We start from the raw sequence: 17,861 nt of genomic DNA, 5'->3' as shown, positions 1-17,861 counted from the left end.
CCGATGACATCAAGCTGGATGACAGACGAACACCGGATGCTGGCCGAGATGACGGCGAAATTCATCACCGATGAATGGGGGCCGCACTACGAACGCTGGCGCAAACAGGGCGAGATGGATCGCGAGACCTGGAACGAAGCGGGTGAACTGGGCCTCTTGTGCCCCTCGATCCCCGAGGAATTCGGCGGTGCTGGCAGTGATTTCGGCCACGAGGCGGTGATCTGCATGGAGCAGAGCCGCGCCAATCTGGCCAGCTGGGGCAACCCCATTCATTCCGGCATCGTCGCCCATTACATCCTGTCTTACGGCAGCGATGATCAGAAAAAACGCTGGCTGCCCAAAATGGTCTCAGGCGAGATGGTCGGCGCGCTGGCGATGACCGAACCGGGTGCCGGATCGGACCTGCAAGGCATGAAGACCAAGGCCCTGCGCGAGGGCAATTCCTATCGCCTCTCGGGTCAGAAAACCTTCATCACCAACGGCCAGCACGCCGACCTGATCGTCGTCGCGGCCAAGACTGACCCCAAGGAAGGCGCACGCGGCATCTCTCTGGTGGTGGTCGAGGCAAAGGGTGCGGACGGCTTCAGCCGCGGTCGCAATCTTGAAAAGGTTGGCCTGCATGCTGCGGATACTTCCGAGCTTTTCTTTGATAATGTGGAAATCCCGCCGGAAAACATCCTGGGCGGCGATGAGGGCCGGGGCTTCTTCCAGATGATGGAACAGCTGCCGCAGGAACGCCTGATCATCGCCTGCGGCGCGCAGGGCGCCATGGAAGGCGCGGTCGAACGCACCATTGCCTACGCCCAGGAACGCGAAGCCTTTGGCGGCCCGCTGACCCGGTTCCAGAACACCCGTTTCAAGCTGGCCGAATGCCTGACCAAAACCAAGGTGGCGCGTGCGTTCCTTGATGAATGCATCGCGGAACATATGCGCGGCGCGCTGAGCGTCGAAAAGGCGGCGATGGCCAAGTACTGGATGACCGATACCCAGTGCGACGTGCTGGACGAATGCGTCCAACTGCACGGCGGCTACGGCTTCATGCAGGAATACGCGGTCGCGGAAATGTGGGCTGACGCCCGCGTCCAGCGCATCTACGGTGGCACCAATGAAATCATGAAAGAGCTGATTTCGCGTAGCTTCACCGAAGGAAAGCCCTCATGACCACGCACCAGACAATACCGTCGGGACGCCTCCGGCGGGAGTATTTGGACCAAGAAGAAGACAGGCGGTCCACCCTGCCCCGCACACGGGCCAATTGGCATCAGGCGACGGAACAGGGCTTCTCCTTGGGCGGTCATCGGCTCTCCAGCCTGTACCGCATCGCCGATCACAGCGCATTGCGGTTAACAGCAGGTAAACACCCCCCTGCTTCTTCTTGGTCAAAATACTCAAAACCAACAGCGATAAATTGCACAACACCGGGAGAACGCGCATGACGATCAAACTCTATTGCATGGGAGAAAGCGGTAACGCCTACAAGGCCGCACTTGCACTGGAACTCAGCGGCCTGGACTGGGAGCCGGTCTATGTCGATTTCTTCGGCGGCGAGACCCGAAGCGAGGAATTCCGCAAGATCAACGTCATGGGCGAAGTGCCGGTGCTGGTCGATGGCGACACCACGCTGACCCAATCGGGCGTCATGCAGATGTATATCACTGAAAAGACTGGCAAGTTCGGCGGCAAGGATGCGGCCGAACAGCGCGAAGTAATGCGGTGGGTCTTTTGGGACAATCACAAGCTTTCCAGCCAGGCCGGTATGACCCGTTTCCTGATGAACTTCCTGCCCGAAGACAAACGCCCGACCGAGGTGATCCCCTTCATGCAGGGCCGCCTCAAGGCCGCGTATGCCTCGCTCAACACCCATCTCGACGGCCGCGACTGGATTGTCGGCGACGGCATCACCAATGCCGACATCTCGTGCTGTGGCTATCTGTTCTACCCCGAGCCTTTCGGCTTCGACCGCAAGGACTGGCCCCATATCGACCGGTGGCTTTCGAATATCGAAGCGACCCCCGGCTGGAAACACCCATATGACCTGATGCCCGGCTCCCCCGCGGACCGGGCCTGACAAGGAGAACGAACATGACCGACGCCTTTATCTATGACGCCGTGCGCACCCCGCGTGGCAAGGGCCGCAAAGATGGCAGCTTGCACGAGGTCACTGCTGTGCGCCTCTCGTCCCAGGTTCTGAATGCACTCAAGGACCGCAACGGGCTCGATGGCCACGCGGTCGAGGACGTGATCTGGGGCAATGTCACGCAGGTGAAAGAACAAGGTGGCTGTCTGGCGCGCACCGCCGTGCTGGCCTCGGATCTGGACGAATCCATTCCCGGCCTGGCCATCAACCGGTTCTGCGCTTCGGGCATGGAAGCCGTCAATCTGGCGGCCAACCAGGTCAAGGGCGGCGCGGGCGAGGCATATATCGCCGGCGGGGTCGAGATGATGGGCCGCGTGCCGATGGGCAGCGACGGGGCCGCCATCGCCGTCGATCCCAGCGTTGCAATGGAAACCTATTTCGTCCCGCAAGGCATCAGCGCCGATATCATCGCGACCGAATACGGCTTTACCCGCGATCAGGCGGACCAATTGGCAATGACCAGCCAGCAGCGCGCCGCAGCTGCGTGGGAAGACAAGCGTTTCGATAAATCCGTCATCACCGTGACGGATCAGAACGGTCTGACCATCCTGGATCATGATGAATACATGCGCCCCGGCACAGACATGCAGTCCCTGGGCGGCCTGAACCCCGCCTTCCAGCAAATGGGCGAGGTGATGCCGGGCTTTGATGCCGTGGCCAAGCTGAAATACCCGCATCTGGAAAAGATCAATCACATCCACCACGCGGGCAATTCCAGCGGCATCGTTGACGGCTCCGCCGGTGTGCTGATCGGCAACGAAGAGTTCGGCAAGAAATTCGGGCTGAAGCCCCGCGCCCGCATCCGCCAGACCTGCAAGATCGGCACCGATCCTACGATCATGCTGACCGGCCCAGTGCCCGCAACCCAGAAAATCCTTGCCGATTCAGGCATGCAGATCGGCGATATCGACCTTTTCGAAGTCAACGAAGCCTTCGCCTCGGTCGTGCTGCGCTTCCAGCAGGCGTTTGATGTCGATCCTGAACTAGTCAACGTCAATGGCGGTTCGATCGCGATGGGCCACCCGCTGGGCGCCACCGGTGCCATCATCATCGGCACCCTACTGGATGAGTTGGAGCGCACCGATAAGGAAACCGGTCTTGCCACGCTGTGCATCGCATCGGGCATGGGTGCCGCCACCATCATCGAGCGGGTCTGACCCATGCCGGTGATCGACCAATCCAAAATCGAGCCGCGCACCGGCTCGATTTACCCCGCGCCTTATGATTCCGAAATGGCGGGGCGGTCTTCGCTGCGCCTGGGCGATGCGGGCGGGCTGTCACAGTTCGGTGCGAACCTTGTGATGCTGGAACCCGGTGCGAAATCCTCGCTCCGGCACTGGCATCAAAACGAAGATGAATTCGTGATGGTGACCAAAGGCATCTGCACCCTGATCGACGATCACGGCGAGACTGAAATGAACCCCGGCGACTGCGCCGCCTTTCCGGCGAATGACCCAAACGGGCATCACTTCGTCAACCGCAGCGACGCGCCGGTTGCCTTTCTGGTCATCGGTACGCGCGGCCCAAGCGAAGTCGCCACCTATTCAGACGTCGACCTGATGGTCGCCATCAATGACGGACATGCCACCTTTACCCACAAGGATGGTAGCCCTTTCAAAGCACCCGAAACGGGAGAGAACACATGACTGATTTTACAATGAAAACCGACGCCGATGGCGTGGCCATCATCATCTGGGACACGGTCGGCAAGTCTATGAACGTGATGAACCAGCAGGGGTTTCTGGACCTTGATGCGCTGATTGATCAGGCGCTGGCCGACGATGCGATCAAGGGCATCATTCTGACCTCGGGCAAGGACGGATCTTTCGCCGGGGGCATGGACCTCAACATCATCGCCAAGATGAAGGAAAGCGCCGGGGACAACCCCGCGCAGGGCCTGATGGACGGGCTGATGAAAACCCATGCCATCCTGCGCAAGATCGAACGCGGCGGCATGGACGACAAGAACAAAGGCGGCAAGCCCATCGCCTGCTGCCTGCCCGGCACAGCGCTTGGCATCGGCCTGGAAATCCCGCTGGCCTGCCACCGCATCTTTGCCGCCGACAATCCCAAGGCCAAGATCGGCCTGCCCGAGATCATGGTCGGCATCTTCCCCGGCATGGGCGGCACCGCGCGCCTCACCCGCAAGCTGGGGGCCATGGGTGCCTCGCCCTTCCTGCTCGAAGGCAAGCTGAGCGATCCCAAGAAAGCCAAATCCGGCGGGCTGATTGATGAGGTCGTCCCCGCGGATGAGCTGATCGAAAAAGCCCGTGAATGGGTTTTGTCAGAGCCGAAATTCGTCAAACCCTGGGACGAGAAGGGGTACAAGATCCCCGGTGGCGAACCCTATCACCCCGCCGGGTTCATGACCTTCGTGGGCGCCTCGGCCATGGTCAACGGCAAGACGCAAGGCGCGTTCCCCGCCGCCAAGGCGCTGCTCAGTGCGGTCTATGAGGGCGCACAAGTGCCCTTCGATACCGCCCTCAAGGTCGAAGCGCGCTGGTTCACCAATGTACTGATGAACCCCAGCTCGGCGGCGATGATCCGTTCACTTTTCATCAACAAGGAAGCACTGGAAAAAGGCGCCAACCGCCCTGAGGCCCCCGATCAGACGGTCAAGAAGGTCGGTGTCATGGGCGCGGGCATGATGGGTGCGGGCATTTCGCTTGTATCGGCCATGGCGGGCATCGAAGTGGTGCTCATCGACCAGAAACAGGAGGCCGCCGACCGCGGCAAAGACTATACCGCCACCTATCTGGACAAGGGCATCAAACGCGGCAAGGCGACCGAAGAGAAGAAAGAGAAGGTTCTTTCCCTCATCACCGCCACCACCGATTACGACGCACTCAAGGGCTGCGACCTGATCATTGAGGCCGTGTTCGAAGATCCACGGATCAAGGCCGAGGTCACCAAGGCGGTCGAGGCCGTCACCAGCGACGAGTGCATCTTTGCCACCAACACCTCGACCCTGCCGATAAGCGATCTGGCCAAGGCGTCCGCGCGGCCCGAGAAGTTCATTGGCATCCATTTCTTTTCGCCAGTCGAAAAGATGCTGCTGGTCGAGATCATCAAGGGCCAGCAGACCGGCCCGGTCGCGGTGGCCAAGGCGCTGGATTACGTCCGCCAGATCAAGAAGACGCCGATCGTAGTCAACGACGCGCGCTTCTTCTATGCCAACCGCTGCATCATCCCCTACATCAACGAAGGCATCCGCATGGTCGCCGAAGGGGTGGCGCCCTCGCTCATCGACAATGCCGCGCGCCAGCTGGGCTTCCCGGTCGGACCGCTGCAACTGGTCGATGAGACCTCGATCGATCTGGGTGCCAAGATCGCCCGCGCCACCCGCGCCGCCATGGGCGACGATTACCCGGACGAGGCGGTGGACGAGGTGATCTTCTGGATGGAAGGCGAAGGCCGTCTGGGCCGCAAATCCAATGCCGGCTTCTTCGACTACGACGAAAAAGGCAAACGTCTGGGTTATTGGGACGGCATCGCCGCGAAATATCCCGCTGCCGACGACCAGCCTGATCTGATCACCGTGCAACATCGCCTGATGTTCGCGCAGGTTCTGGAAGCGGTGCGCGCCCTGGAAGAAGACGTGCTGGAAGACATCCGCGAAGGCGACGTGGGCGCGATCCTGGGCTGGGGTTTTGCGCCGTGGTCCGGCGGCCCGTTCAGCTGGCTTGACATCATCGGCACGCCCTATGCGGCCGAACGTTGTGATCAACTGACCAATGAGTTTGGCCCGCGTTTTACCACGCCCGACCTGCTGCGCGACATGGCGAAAAAGAACCAGAGCTTTTATGGCCGTTTCGCCGGACAGGCCGACGCCGCCTGATCAGCAGTATCAGGTCGTCAATTCGACGGTAAAAACCTGAAAGACCAAAGCCGCCGAAAGGCGGCTTTGGTGTGTTTGCGGATTGGACAGAACGACCCAATGCCTGCCAGGTTGCATTTTCAGATGCTCAGTTCTCAGCGTTCGGGCTGGAAATCCTTGCTTGCCAGCAACGCCGCTGCCGCGATCATAAGACTGCCACAGACCTTGTTCACGGCCGCAAAGGAAAACCGCTTCAACGCCGTGGCGGCGCGGATACCCATCCATCCCCACAGCAGCAATATCGCCCCATCGACCAAAAGATATGTCACCCCGAGGATGAAAAGCTGTGGCAGCACCGGCAATGTGGGGTCGATGAATTGCGGAAACAGCGCGCCGAAAAAGACAACCGCGAACGGGTTCGCCATCGACGTCACGAAACCTTGCCGGAAAAGCCGAAACGCGTGACCCGACGCAGTTGCGTCAACATCCGATGACTGCTCTTTCGACAGTATCAACTGCAGCCCGATCCAGATGAGATAGGCAACACCAAGCCACTTGATCCAGATAAACGCACTTGCCGATGTCGCGATGATCGCCGCCAGACCGAACGCTGCACCGGTCATTTGCAGACAGTTTGCCGTCAGATCGCCCGCAATGGTGCAAACGCTTCTTCGCAACCCGTGCCGGATACTGTTTGAGATAATCAGAAGCTGGCTGGTATCGGGTGGGGTCGCGAAAAATACAGCGACCGCTGCCAGATATATCAGATATGTCTCCATCGCCATGATCGCCATCTCCCCAACTGTTCTGATGATCGTAGGGATCGGCTGTGATCCGGTCAAACGATGAAATCCGCAAGCGGTGGTTGGTCGACTTCAAAGCGGTGGTCGCCCGATCATCCATCGCTGGCGTCTTAAACCCTGACCTTGCGCCTGAAAAAGTATCACCGACAAAGCATCACCACCGACATGAAAAAACCGCGCGGCTCCCATGCAGGCCGCGCGGTTTCTTTGTGCCGCCTTCTTCTTTGCCCGTCAGGCGGCGACCATGCCTGCGCATGGTGACACGTCGCAGACCGCTGCCGTGGCCACGCGTATTTCTTCCGCTAAAATACGCGCTTCCCTCAGCGGTCTCACAACATAGGTCGACTGCTCGACCGTATCGAAAGCATGTTCCAGCAGGTCACGGGCCGAGGGGCAGAAAAACAATGCCCCGCTATTGCCAAAGACCACCTGATCGCTTTCGAAATGCAGGATATAGACCTCGAACCCGGGATCGGGTTCGAACCGGCGTATACCGTTCAGCCCGTCCAGCGCTGCGGCTGGTATAAGGGTGAACGGATCGCCATAAACCTCCTCGGCGGCATCGCTTTCGATCATCACACTTTGGTTCGGCAGCAACCTCATCAATTCGCGATTACCCAGGGCCCCGGCCGGAACTTCCAGCGGCCAGAAACGATCCGGGCAGGGACCATCGCCATTCCAAAGTTGCAAGCGTGAAATTTTACTGATCGGTTGCATGCCGGCGTCAAAGGTCAGCACCCTGTCGCCTTCCGTTAACGCGTCCACCTTGCGCCATCCCATTGAAGAGGCGACTTTGGTTTCCACCGACAGGCCCGTCATTACCCCGGTGGCACCGCCGTCATAGGCGCCTGTTATGTCTGACATACGGCGGGTTTTCCCGTCTCGTTCAAATGTCCATCCGTGCATTTCTTGCATCCCCTCACGAAATTCCGGTGGCAGCCGGACTGTGGCGTTAACCCGTTCAATTTGCGGGCTTCTTTTGCCGGCTCTTGGGCCGAACCGGGGCAGAATTAAGGCAATGTCGCCCCATTGTGGCCAATCAATTGCCCGGCTCTGCGATTGTTCACGATTTTGCCGCGGCAATTCAGGTATTTAGGAGAATCCGGGCCGCGGCGGTTATTCGAATCGATAATCGAATCGCCCTATATCGGGCGCAGAAATGCCTTCGATCAGTCGCCGGTCGGCATCGGTGTAATAGCTTTGATAGGCCCCTGCCCGCCGCGACCGGTTGGTCACCGGCAGGCTCAGCTCGAACCCCAGATGATCCCACAGGGGGGCGGCATCCGCCGAAAAATGCTCCAGCCGCAGATAGGCGCGGCAATGTTCCTGCCCATCACCGGCGGTCATGTAGTGCCCATAGGGCTGCGCCCTCAGCGCGCCTTGCGTCTCGGGCGCATTCAGGAACCCGCTGAAATCGCGCGCCTGCGCCAAAGCCACCGCCGGGTGGTCGAAATTCTGATCCCGCAGCCAGTGATAATAGCTCACCAGCCGATCCCACGGGTTGCGTACCAGCGTAAAGGTAAAGGCGCGCCTGATCTGCGCCATTGGCACCAGCCCGTCGATATCCGCCAATGTCGAATGCTTCCACAGCCGCCCCACCGCCTGCACACCCTTCAGCCGGTGCCGCCGTTTCAGCGCCTTGGGCGTATCCCCGATCAGCACATCATCCTTCATCGCCCGCGCCTCCAGTGCCTGCGCCAGCGACGTCCCCCCGGTCTTGGGGATATGGACAAAGATGTAATTGCGCCCGGACGAGATGATCATGCGCCCCACGCTAGGGCTCCGCCGGGGCAAATTCAATTGTCTGACATTTAAAAATTGATCGCTGGCGCAATTCGAATATTCTCTGTTAACCGCGCCGAAGGGACAGAATCAGGGAGAGACCGATGGGCTGGATGAACGACGAAACCGGACTGGACAAGAACGCCGCCAATTTCGTGCCGCTGACACCGCTGTCACATCTGCGCCGCGCCGCGCGCCTTTTCCCGGAATACGAAGCGGTGGTCTATCGCGATACCCGCCGCACCTATGCACAATATTACGAGCGCTGCACCAGGCTGGCCTCGGGGCTGGCCAGGCTGGGCGTGACACCCGGCGATGTCGTCGCCACGCTCATCCCCAACGTCCCCGCCCAGGCCGAGGCGCATTTCGGCGTGCCCGCCTGCAGTGCTGTACTGAACACGATCAACACACGGCTCGAATCCAACACCGTCGGCTACATCTTTGATCATGGCGAGGCCAAGGCCGTGCTGGTCGACAGCCAGTTCCTGCCCCTGGCGCTGGATGCGATCGCGCAGATGGACGGCCCCGCCCCGATCCTCATCGAAGTGCCCGACGATCAGGCCGGCCATCCGGCCTCGGGCAATCACATGACCTATGAGGAACTGCTGGCCACCGGCGATCCCGATTTCGCCTGGATCATGCCCGAGGATGAATGGGAGAGCATCTCGCTCAACTACACCTCGGGCACAACCGGGCGACCCAAGGGCGTGGTTTGCCACCATCGTGGCGCCTATCTGATGACCATGGGCACCGTGATCAGCTGGGAAATGGTGCTGCATCCGCGCTACCTGACCATCGTGCCGCTGTTCCACTGCAACGGCTGGAACCACACCTGGATGATGCCCCTGCTGGGCGGCACCGTGATCTGCCTGCGCGACGTGACCGCCAAGGGCATCTATGACCTCATCGCCGACGAGAAGGTCAGCCATTTCGGCGGCGCGCCCATTGTCCTCAACACCATCGTCAATGCCGATGACGAAGACCGCCGCGCATTCGACCACGTGGTCAAAGTCTTCACCGCCGGGGCCCCGCCCCCCGCCGCCACCCTGCGCAAGATCGAACCGCTGGGCTTTGACGTGATGCAGGTCTACGGCCTGACCGAAACCTACGGCCATGTCACCGAATGCCTCTGGCACAGCGACTGGGACGACAAACCCGAGGATGAACGTTATGCCATCAAGGCCCGCACCGGCGTGCTGATGCCCATGGCCGAGGACATCACCTCGATGGATGCCGAAACCATGACCCAGATCCCGATGGACAGCGCAACCCAGGGTGAGATCATGATCCGCGGCAACACGGTGATGAAGGGCTATCTGAAAAACCCCGAAGCCACCGCCGAGGCCTTTGCCGGGGGCTATTTCCACTCGGGCGACATCGCCCTGCAACATCCCGACGGCTACCTCAAGATCGCCGACCGCGCCAAGGACATCATCATCTCGGGCGGCGAAAACATCTCGTCGGTCGAGGTCGAAGGCGTGCTGATGGCGCATCCCGATGTGCTGCTCTGTGCCGTGGTCGCCAAGCCGGACGACAAATGGGGCGAAGTGCCCTGCGCCTTTGTCGAGCTGAAAAAGAACGCCGCTGCCGACGAGGCCGCGCTGATCGGCTATTGCCGTGAAAACCTGGCCGGGTTCAAAACCCCCAAGCGGGTGGTGTTTCAGGAACTGCCCAAAACCGCCACCGGCAAGATCCAGAAGTTCGAACTGCGCAAAGTCGCACAAGACCTCTGAACCCGCTCTCTCTCGGTCCCGGAACGCGCGGCCACCTCATCGCCGCGTGCTGAAAACCCGCGCGCCGCGCCGTGGAATCCCGCGCTGTCAACCCTGCCAACGTTACGTCAAACTCGCCTTTTGGTGGAATATTGCACATATTCCAATCCACCTAAGCGTGCTAAACTCCCCCCACTATATGCAAAAATTTTTTTAGACGATCGCGCTCGATTTGAGCGCACCATTTTTAAGGAGAAATTACCATGAGCGATACGTTCAGATTGTGGACGCACGGCGTTGCCGTACAGGTAGAATACGAAGACTTCTTCCGTAATGTACGCATCAGACGCGCCGGTTTCGGCACCGATATCCAGCAGAACGGCGGCACTTGGAACTGGTTCCACCTTGCCATCCCTTCGGCCAGCACGCTGGATGATGACACCGCAGACCACTACCACGCGTACCTGCGGGGCTACGTAAACAATTATGCCGTCGTCGAAGAGGTCAACGTGCACGAATCCCAGGGCGGCAATGCCAGCCCCCGGATTTATCATGCGGGCGGGCTCAACTGGACCGGCAGAACCCTGAATGAAAACTTCAACCTGCCCGACGCCATCTGCTCGGGCCCGCTCTGCATGTCGGTCCGGGTCCGGTTCGACGACAGCCGCGGCAGGGTCCGCTTTGTCGGCGCCGGCGCGTGGTTCGAAGAACGCACCTGACCCCAGTTCCCGGGCGGCTTTCCCGCATATAGCAGCCGCCCGGTTTCACCCCAACGGTTCGCCGGTATTTCAGGTGACACTCACACCGTTCGGGGATCAGGCGAGAGATGATCTCGTCCCCCAAACTTTGTAAATATCAGGAGAATTGAAATGACCAAATGTGATAAAACCGAAATGATTGAACGCGCGATGGCCTTCCCGCTCGACAAGGTAATCTATCGCTATCGGCAAGAGACCGGGCTCTCGAAATCCGAGGCCCAGCGGCACGAGCGTGAACTGAAAAGGTTCCTCGCCCTCAGCGCCGCCGCCGAACGTGGCTACGGGATGCGGGGGCCGATCGACAAGCTGTGGCACACCTTCATTCTGTTCACCCATATCTACGAAAATTTCTGCAACAAGCTCGGTGGCGGTTTCATCCACCACTATCCAAACGTGCGCGGCTATGACGGGCCCGGGGCCAAACCGCTGGCGATGGGTACGCGCGACTACAAGCGCTTCCTCGACGATTATCGCACCACCTTCGGAGAGGCCGCCGCAGAACCCTACTGGCCCGCAATTCCCGATCCCAAGACCGAACGTTTCTTTGCCGTCGACTGTTCCAGCGATGATTGCGGCAATGACTGCGACGGCGGCACAGGCGGAACCGGTGGCGACGACTGACCCGATTGCGAAGCGCCAAACCGACTAGGATTTGCGCTTCGCTCTTTACCTGCAAGTTGAAGAAACCGCTGATCAAACCGCCAGGCGCGATGCAATCGGCCACTCTGGTGTTTCAGAAAAACGCTCGTATACTCGGTGTTTTCGATGGGGACATTCAATGAAACATACCTTTAAAATCACGCTCGCCGCATTCATAAGCATGCTCGCATCCAGCGCCAGTGCCGAAGATTACACCGTATCGCGGCTGATCGATCTCGATGTGTCAACTCAGCAGGCCTGGAACGTTGTCGGCGATTTCTGCGACATTGACGATTGGCACCCTGCGGTCAGCAGTTGCAGCCTCAAAGTGATAGATGGCTCACTGCACCGCATTCTCAATACGACCAGCGGCGCCGAGTTTGTTGAAAAACGCATCGCGGTCGAACCCGGGCTGTCCTACACTTACAGCATCGTCAGCTCGCCCCTGCCGGTCGAGAATTACATCGCCACCTTGTCTGTCGAAACACTCAAAAGCACCACCATCACATGGGAAGGCCGCTTCAAGTCCGACGATCCCAGCATGGAAGACACCATCGCCGGCATTTACGAATCCGGTCTGGCTGCTGTCGAGGAACAATTCGCGGAATAACGTCGCACGCGCAGCTTCCGCAAAAGCGCACGCCCTGTTAACGCAGGGTTTTTAGGTGCGCCGCACCGACGTAATACCGACAAAATACCGACGTTATACCGACGTGACCCCGGGACGGGTTTTGCCTTGTTAACCGGGGATTTCTCCGTGATTCGAGGCTGACCCCCCGATCACCAATTGCCCGAGCGGGGTACGCGGTGTTAATATCCTCGAAAAGAAGGCAGAGCAGGCCCGCACCCCAATGACCGCACTCGACAAGTATCAGCGTCTCGAAGCATCGGGACTGTGGCGCGCGACCCCGGACGCGCAGCGCACCGAGGTGATCGTGTCCATCGGGGATGCCACGCTGGTCATCACCGATCTCCGGGAACGGCCCTTGGCGCATTGGTCCATTCCGGCGGTTGAACGCCTCAATCCCGGGAAGCGCCCGGCGATTTACCACCCCGATGGTGACCCCGGTGAAACGCTGGAACTCCCTGAAAATGAACGGGAAATGGTCACCGCGATTGAAAAGCTGCGTGCTGCTGTTGACCGTCAACGCCCGCATCCGGGCCGGTTGCGGCTGGTCCTGTTTCTGGCGTCGATGGCGGCGGTCGTGGCGCTGCTGACCTTCTGGCTGCCGGGGGCCATGCGTGCCCATGCGGTTTCGGTCGTCCCGGATGTGAAGCGGGTCGAAATCGGGCAATCCCTGCTCGCGATCATGCAGCGCATTACCGGCCCCGCCTGCCACGAGGCTGATGGCGATGCCGCCCTCGCCTCCCTCGCCCGCAGACTTCCATCGCCCAACGGCCCCGGCCGGTTGCTGGTCGTCCGGGGCGGCGTCGCCAAGGCCACCCATCTCCCCGGCAGTACCATCCTGATCAACCGCGCCCTCGTCGAAGATCACGAGGAACCAGACGTTCTGGCGGGTTACATCGTCGCCGAGCGCCTGCGTGCAGAACTCTATGATCCGCTGGACAGGCTTTTGAAATACAACGGTTTTTGGTCCAGCTTCAATCTGTTGACCACCGGGGAAATCAAGCCCGATGCGCTGAATTCCTATGCCAAACATCTATTGACGGGCCCCCGAAAACCCTTGCCGCAAGACATATTACTGGCCGGGTTCAAAACATGGTCGGTACGCTCTACGCCCTATGCCTATGCGGTCGATATATCGGGCGAAACCACGCTGGGCCTGATCGAGGCCGACCCCCTTGCGGGCATCGAAACAGACCCGGTCCTCAGCGACGCAAACTGGGTGCGTCTGCAAGGCATCTGCGGCGGTTGAGGTAATCTGCGCTAGGTTATCCGAAACACCAATGCCCAGAGTTTCTGCCGCACCGCGTGCAAGCCCGCCCTGCCCCTAGCGTTCGTTGCCCTTACGCTGTGTTGACTTTGCAGGTTTAGACCGTGTTGAAACCGTCACGGTCGTCCCGATCTGACTTGTCGCAACATATTGACCCGTCTGGCTTTTTGAGGTGGCTGCGCTTGCATCATGCCGGATCAGTTTGCGCGGTAATGTCTGTGTCCAGACCTGATTCATCTGTGCCTCGCCAGCCATCGTCTGATGCACACGCCGCGGGTTCAACCGGTCATCATCCCAGGCCGGTTTGTACCCTTCCGGAATGCCAATACCCGGCACGCTGACCATTTGGCTCTCGTAGACATGGCGCGGCACGACGCGTGTTGTCGCCGACTGAACCTGATCTTGGGCATGCCCTGATGAACCACTGCGACTATTGCGGTGCTGTGAATATGCTGACAAAGAGCCCTGCTGCGGGCCACAACGCACATTCTCGCCGACCCGCCCCACATATTGCTGCGACACGGCGTTGCCACCCCGACAAGCCGGATCACCCTTTTTTGCGGCGGGCAACACTGGCTGTGCCTGCGCCGCCGCTCTTGTGGTGCGCTTTACCTTTTTAGGCTGATAGGTCGGCTGTGGCGCGACCACCGTCGCCGCCTCAGGGGCTTCGACCACAACAGGTTTTGCCTGACGTGCGAATGTAGGCTGAAAGCCGCAGATCGCTTTGCGGCTGCGCGTCACGCGCGGTATCCAGGTGACGTTCCCATCCACACCCGCGCGGATAAACACGCAGCCCTCGCTGTCGACATATTGTCGGCCCTTGTACGAGCTTGGTGGAAATTCAGCGGGAATCAGACCATTTGACAAGGTCTGTGCCTGTGCGCTGTTCAGGTTGAAAGTTACGGCAATGGCAGCGGCCGCAAACACTCTCGATATGCTCATTTTTATCCCCAGAACAATTGGGGACAGACTGCCCTATTTTCGCGCGCCAGTAAACAGTAGATAGCTTATTTAGTGCCAAACATCCTGTCACCCGCATCCCCTAGTCCCGGCAGGATATATCCCACATCGTTCAATCTCTCATCAAGAGACGCGGTTACGATGGGCACATCAGGGTGTGCTTCTTTCATTCTGGCCACCCCTTCAGGCGCCGCCAACAGGCAGAGAAAACGGATGTCCTTGGCACCCGCCTGTTTCAGCAGGTCGATGGCTGCGGCCGATGAATTTCCGGTTGCCAGCATCGGATCTACAACGATGACAAGACGCTCATCCAGATGATCCGGCACCTTGAAATAGTATTGGACAGGCTTCAGCGTTTCCTCATCCCGGTAAAGCCCGACAAAGCCAACACGGGCCGAGGGGATCAATTCCAACATCCCGTCCAGCAATCCATTGCCAGCGCGCAGGATCGAAATCAGCGCCAGCTTACGACCGTCAAGCGCTGGCGCGTCCATCTCTTGCAGCGGGGTTTCAATCCGACGCGTGGTCATCGGCAACTGGTCGGTGACTTCATAGGCCAGAAGCTGGCTGATCTCGCGCAGCAATTGACGAAACACTGCCGTCGACGTCTCTTTCTCACGCATCAAAGTCAGTTTGTGTTGGATCAGCGGGTGGTTCACCACGGTCAGATGCTGGGTCATGGGGTCTCCTGTCTTTGGATGCGTGGCAGCTTATCTTTCTTCCCAGAAAGCGACACGAAGGGCAATGCCCAAGCGCCATCGTCACCGGGCATATCAATTCGCGATTGCGTCCACATCCGCCATTATGCAACCTTGACCTGAAACTGCTGCAAAACCTGCCGTATCGACGGCGGTAATAAAATAGTTTAATGCTAAACTAAAAAATGGGAGAGTGATAATGAACGACAGCCAAAAGGAAAATTTACGCCAGGCCTCGTTGCTCTATCACGAATTCCCCAAGCCCGGAAAACTGGAAATCCGCGCCACGAAACCACTGGCCAACGGGCGTGACCTGGCCCGCGCCTATTCCCCCGGCGTTGCCGAAGCCTGCCTTGAGATCCAGGCAAATCCAGCCGATGCCAGCCGTTACACGGCACGCGGCAATCTGGTGGCGGTTGTCACCAATGGCACAGCGGTTTTGGGGCTTGGAAATATCGGCGCGCTGGCCAGCAAACCCGTCATGGAGGGCAAGGCGGTTCTATTCAAGAAATTCGCCAATATTGATTGCTTTGATATCGAGGTCGATGAAAGCGATCCTGAGAAGCTTGCCGAAATTGTCTGCGCGCTTGGCCCGACATTCGGCGCTATAAACCTAGAAGACATCAAAGCGCCTGACTGCTTTATCGTTGAGAAGATATGCCGCGAGCGGATGAGTATCCCGGTCTTCCATGACGACCAACATGGTACAGCGATTGTTGTCGGCGCGGCGGCCCATAATGCCCTGCACGTCGCCGGCAAGAAGTTCGAGGATATCAAGATCACCTCAACGGGTGGCGGTGCGGCGGGGATTGCCTGCCTCAACATGCTGCTGAAACTGGGCGTGAAACGCGAAAACATCTTTCTTTGCGATATCCACGGGCTTGTCTACAAGGGTCGCACCGAAGACATGAACCCGCAGAAAGAAGCGTTCGCGCAGGATACCGACATGCGCACGCTGGACGAGGTGATCGAAGGGGCAGACCTTTTCCTGGGCCTGTCTGGGCCCAATGTCCTAAAGCCCGAAATGGTCGCCAAAATGGCCGAGCGCCCCATCATTTTTGCGCTCGCCAACCCGACACCCGAGATCATGCCGGACGAGGCCCGTAAAGTTGCGCCTGAAGCAATCATCGCCACTGGCCGCAGCGATTTCCCCAATCAGGTCAACAACGTACTTTGCTTTCCCTTCATCTTTCGTGGCGCCCTGGATGTCGGAGCTACGCAGATCAATGACGCGATGCAGGTAGCCTGTGTCGAGGGCATCGCAGCACTCGCCCGCGCAACGACAAGCGCCGAAGCGGCCGCGGCCTATCAGGGTGAGGAGCTTACGTTTGGACCCGAATATCTGATCCCCAAACCGTTTGACCCCAGGCTTTCTGGCATCGTTTCGACCGCTGTGGCCCGCGCCGCGATGGAAACGGGCGTGGCAACGCGCCCGGTTGAAGATCTCGAGGCCTATAAGGACAAGCTGGACGCCTCGGTCTATAAATCTGCTCTCTTCATGCGCCCGGTCTTTGAGGCTGCATCAAAGGAAGCGCGCCGCATCGTCTTTGCCGAGGGTGAAGATGAACGCGTCTTGCGCGCGGCCCAGGCGATTTTGGAGGAAACCAGCGAACAGCCCATCCTGATCGGTCGCCCCAAGGTGATCGAACAACGCTGTGAAAAACTTGGGCTTGAGATACGCCCCGAACGTGATTTCCGCCTCGTCAACCCCGAGGATGATCCGCGATATCGCGACTACTGGGGCAGCTATCACGAGATCATGAAGCGTCGGGGAGTTACGCCCGATCTGGCCCGTGCTGTGATGCGCACGAACTCTACCGCCATTGGTGCAGTCATGGTGCATCGGGACGAGGCTGACAGCATGATCTGCGGCACATTTGGCGAATACCGATGGCACCTGAATTACGTAAACCAGGTTCTCGGCAACAAGGATTGCAAACCGCAAGGCGCGCTTTCGATGATGATCCTGGAAGACGGGCCATTGTTCATCGCTGATACCCATGTGCGCACCTTCCCCGACCCGGAATACCTGACTCGGGCCGCGATTGGTGCCGCCCGGCATGTACGACGCTTCGGGGTCGAGCCGAAGATCGCCTTTTGCTCGCAATCGCAATTCGGCAATCAGGGTGAGGATTCCGGCAAGCGTTTGCGGGCCACGCTGGCACTGCTGGACAGCGAACCACGCGATTTCAGCTATGAGGGTGAAATGAATGTCGACGCCGCTTTGGATGCGGAACTACGCGAGCGTCTGCTGCCTGACAACCGGATGGAGGGGGCCGCGAACGTTCTAATCTTCTCAAACGCCGACGCTGCATCGGGCGTGCGCAATATTCTCAAGATGAAAGGCGGCGGGCTCGAAGTTGGTCCGATCCTAATGGGTATGGGCAATCGGGCGCATATCGTCACCCCGTCAATCACGGCGCGTGGATTGCTGAATATGGCAGCCATCGCCGGGACGCCGGTGGCGCATTACGGATAGTTCCGACCAGCTATGATTCTGAGCACGCTAGTTTGCAGATAAATATTTGCAGTTTTGCAAAAATGGCCAAGTGTATCGCTTGAGCCGCATGATTTTTCAGGGTTTGCAAAAATATTCAGGCTGATTTTGTCAATTACTGCAAATAGCCGCGCCAATCCGCCGCTGCTAACGGTAACTGTCT

The 17,861-nt window shown here is 59.1% G+C and carries 16 protein-coding genes; 11 read left to right on the top strand and 5 right to left on the bottom strand.

What is annotated here, in order from left to right; all coding sequences use genetic code 11:
* Positions 1-3: 3 nt before the first annotated feature.
* The 5 genes from Q1B27_RS22605 to Q1B27_RS22585 all read left to right on the top strand — a co-directional run bounded on the left by Q1B27_RS22605 (position 4) and on the right by Q1B27_RS22585 (position 5,975).
* Positions 4-1,161 (top strand): acyl-CoA dehydrogenase family protein, encoded by a 1,158-nt coding sequence (locus Q1B27_RS22605; protein ID WP_299851669.1) that lies wholly within the window; start codon positions 4-6, stop codon positions 1,159-1,161.
* Between the two features lie 271 nt (positions 1,162-1,432).
* Positions 1,433-2,068, top strand: a complete 636-nt coding sequence (locus Q1B27_RS22600) for a glutathione S-transferase family protein (protein ID WP_299851666.1) — start codon at positions 1,433-1,435, stop codon at positions 2,066-2,068.
* Between the two features lie 14 nt (positions 2,069-2,082).
* Complete coding sequence (locus Q1B27_RS22595; RefSeq protein WP_299851663.1) at positions 2,083-3,294, top strand: acetyl-CoA C-acetyltransferase; 1,212 nt, start codon at positions 2,083-2,085, stop codon at positions 3,292-3,294.
* A 3-nt stretch (positions 3,295-3,297) separates the two neighbouring features.
* Positions 3,298-3,783: a cupin domain-containing protein gene (locus Q1B27_RS22590; protein WP_299851660.1), complete on the top strand. Its 486-nt coding sequence runs from the start codon at positions 3,298-3,300 to the stop codon at positions 3,781-3,783.
* Positions 3,780-5,975 (top strand): 3-hydroxyacyl-CoA dehydrogenase NAD-binding domain-containing protein, encoded by a 2,196-nt coding sequence (locus Q1B27_RS22585; protein WP_299851657.1) that lies wholly within the window; start codon positions 3,780-3,782, stop codon positions 5,973-5,975. Before Q1B27_RS22590 ends, Q1B27_RS22585 begins: the two co-directional genes overlap by 4 nt.
* Before the next feature lie 134 nt (positions 5,976-6,109).
* On the opposite strand, the gene Q1B27_RS22580 is transcribed toward Q1B27_RS22585, so the two are convergent.
* The 3 genes from Q1B27_RS22580 to Q1B27_RS22570 form a co-directional block, all read right to left on the bottom strand.
* Complete coding sequence (locus Q1B27_RS22580; RefSeq protein ID WP_299851655.1) at positions 6,110-6,796, bottom strand: LysE family translocator; 687 nt, start codon at positions 6,794-6,796, stop codon at positions 6,110-6,112.
* Positions 6,797-6,988: 192 nt separating this feature from the next.
* Positions 6,989-7,621, bottom strand: a complete 633-nt coding sequence (locus Q1B27_RS22575) for a Hint domain-containing protein (protein ID WP_299851652.1) — start codon at positions 7,619-7,621, stop codon at positions 6,989-6,991.
* 252 nt (positions 7,622-7,873) lie between these two features.
* Positions 7,874-8,521 (bottom strand): sulfotransferase family 2 domain-containing protein, encoded by a 648-nt coding sequence (locus Q1B27_RS22570; protein ID WP_299851794.1) that lies wholly within the window; start codon positions 8,519-8,521, stop codon positions 7,874-7,876.
* A gap of 122 nt (positions 8,522-8,643) precedes the next feature.
* Between Q1B27_RS22570 and Q1B27_RS22565 the strand changes: the two genes are divergently transcribed.
* From Q1B27_RS22565 to Q1B27_RS22545, 5 genes are all read left to right on the top strand, one after another.
* Positions 8,644-10,272: an AMP-binding protein gene (locus Q1B27_RS22565; protein ID WP_299851649.1), complete on the top strand. Its 1,629-nt coding sequence runs from the start codon at positions 8,644-8,646 to the stop codon at positions 10,270-10,272.
* A gap of 242 nt (positions 10,273-10,514) precedes the next feature.
* The gene (locus Q1B27_RS22560) at positions 10,515-10,970 is read left to right on the top strand and encodes a DUF6623 family protein (protein ID WP_299851646.1); all 456 of its coding nucleotides are present in this window, start codon (positions 10,515-10,517) and stop codon (positions 10,968-10,970) included.
* Positions 10,971-11,120: 150 nt separating this feature from the next.
* Positions 11,121-11,630: a hypothetical protein gene (locus Q1B27_RS22555; protein ID WP_299851643.1), complete on the top strand. Its 510-nt coding sequence runs from the start codon at positions 11,121-11,123 to the stop codon at positions 11,628-11,630.
* Positions 11,631-11,787: 157 nt separating this feature from the next.
* A complete protein-coding gene (locus tag Q1B27_RS22550) occupies positions 11,788-12,258 on the top strand; it encodes an SRPBCC family protein (RefSeq protein ID WP_299851640.1) in 471 nt (156 codons plus the stop codon).
* Positions 12,259-12,499: 241 nt separating this feature from the next.
* Positions 12,500-13,525, top strand: a complete 1,026-nt coding sequence (locus Q1B27_RS22545; RefSeq protein WP_299851637.1) for a hypothetical protein — start codon at positions 12,500-12,502, stop codon at positions 13,523-13,525.
* Between the two features lie 75 nt (positions 13,526-13,600).
* Here Q1B27_RS22545 and Q1B27_RS22540 read toward each other — a convergent pair whose 3' ends face one another.
* Positions 13,601-14,485: a hypothetical protein gene (locus Q1B27_RS22540; protein ID WP_299851634.1), complete on the bottom strand. Its 885-nt coding sequence runs from the start codon at positions 14,483-14,485 to the stop codon at positions 13,601-13,603.
* 65 nt (positions 14,486-14,550) lie between these two features.
* Entirely contained in the window at positions 14,551-15,183 is a 633-nt protein-coding gene (gene upp, locus Q1B27_RS22535; protein ID WP_299851631.1) for a uracil phosphoribosyltransferase, read from the bottom strand.
* 217 nt (positions 15,184-15,400) lie between these two features.
* Between upp and Q1B27_RS22530 the strand changes: the two genes are divergently transcribed.
* Complete coding sequence (locus Q1B27_RS22530) at positions 15,401-17,680, top strand: NADP-dependent malic enzyme (RefSeq protein WP_299851628.1); 2,280 nt, start codon at positions 15,401-15,403, stop codon at positions 17,678-17,680.
* Positions 17,681-17,861: the final 181 nt, after the last annotated feature.

It is taken from the genome of uncultured Roseovarius sp., from assembly GCF_947489715.1.
Classification (GTDB): Bacteria; Pseudomonadota; Alphaproteobacteria; order Rhodobacterales; family Rhodobacteraceae; genus Roseovarius.
This window is presented reverse-complemented; position numbering and strand designations above follow the sequence as displayed.

What these genes read in the sequence shown, in the direction of transcription:
- upp (WP_299851631.1), bottom strand. Translation starts at nt 15,183, where the DNA reads ATGACCCAGCATCTGACCGTGGTGAACCACCCGCTGATCCAACACAAA.
- Q1B27_RS22575 (WP_299851652.1), bottom strand. Translation starts at nt 7,621, where the DNA reads ATGTCAGACATAACAGGCGCCTATGACGGCGGTGCCACCGGGGTAATG.
- Q1B27_RS22570 (WP_299851794.1), bottom strand. Translation starts at nt 8,521, where the DNA reads ATGATCATCTCGTCCGGGCGCAATTACATCTTTGTCCATATCCCCAAG.
- Q1B27_RS22600 (WP_299851666.1), top strand. Translation starts at nt 1,433, where the DNA reads ATGACGATCAAACTCTATTGCATGGGAGAAAGCGGTAACGCCTACAAG.
- Q1B27_RS22595 (WP_299851663.1), top strand. Translation starts at nt 2,083, where the DNA reads ATGACCGACGCCTTTATCTATGACGCCGTGCGCACCCCGCGTGGCAAG.
- Q1B27_RS22590 (WP_299851660.1), top strand. Translation starts at nt 3,298, where the DNA reads ATGCCGGTGATCGACCAATCCAAAATCGAGCCGCGCACCGGCTCGATT.
- Q1B27_RS22565 (WP_299851649.1), top strand. Translation starts at nt 8,644, where the DNA reads ATGGGCTGGATGAACGACGAAACCGGACTGGACAAGAACGCCGCCAAT.
- Q1B27_RS22540 (WP_299851634.1), bottom strand. Translation starts at nt 14,485, where the DNA reads ATGAGCATATCGAGAGTGTTTGCGGCCGCTGCCATTGCCGTAACTTTC.
- Q1B27_RS22545 (WP_299851637.1), top strand. Translation starts at nt 12,500, where the DNA reads ATGACCGCACTCGACAAGTATCAGCGTCTCGAAGCATCGGGACTGTGG.
- Q1B27_RS22605 (WP_299851669.1), top strand. Translation starts at nt 4, where the DNA reads ATGACATCAAGCTGGATGACAGACGAACACCGGATGCTGGCCGAGATG.
- Q1B27_RS22550 (WP_299851640.1), top strand. Translation starts at nt 11,788, where the DNA reads ATGAAACATACCTTTAAAATCACGCTCGCCGCATTCATAAGCATGCTC.
- Q1B27_RS22555 (WP_299851643.1), top strand. Translation starts at nt 11,121, where the DNA reads ATGACCAAATGTGATAAAACCGAAATGATTGAACGCGCGATGGCCTTC.
- Q1B27_RS22585 (WP_299851657.1), top strand. Translation starts at nt 3,780, where the DNA reads ATGACTGATTTTACAATGAAAACCGACGCCGATGGCGTGGCCATCATC.
- Q1B27_RS22530 (WP_299851628.1), top strand. Translation starts at nt 15,401, where the DNA reads ATGAACGACAGCCAAAAGGAAAATTTACGCCAGGCCTCGTTGCTCTAT.
- Q1B27_RS22560 (WP_299851646.1), top strand. Translation starts at nt 10,515, where the DNA reads ATGAGCGATACGTTCAGATTGTGGACGCACGGCGTTGCCGTACAGGTA.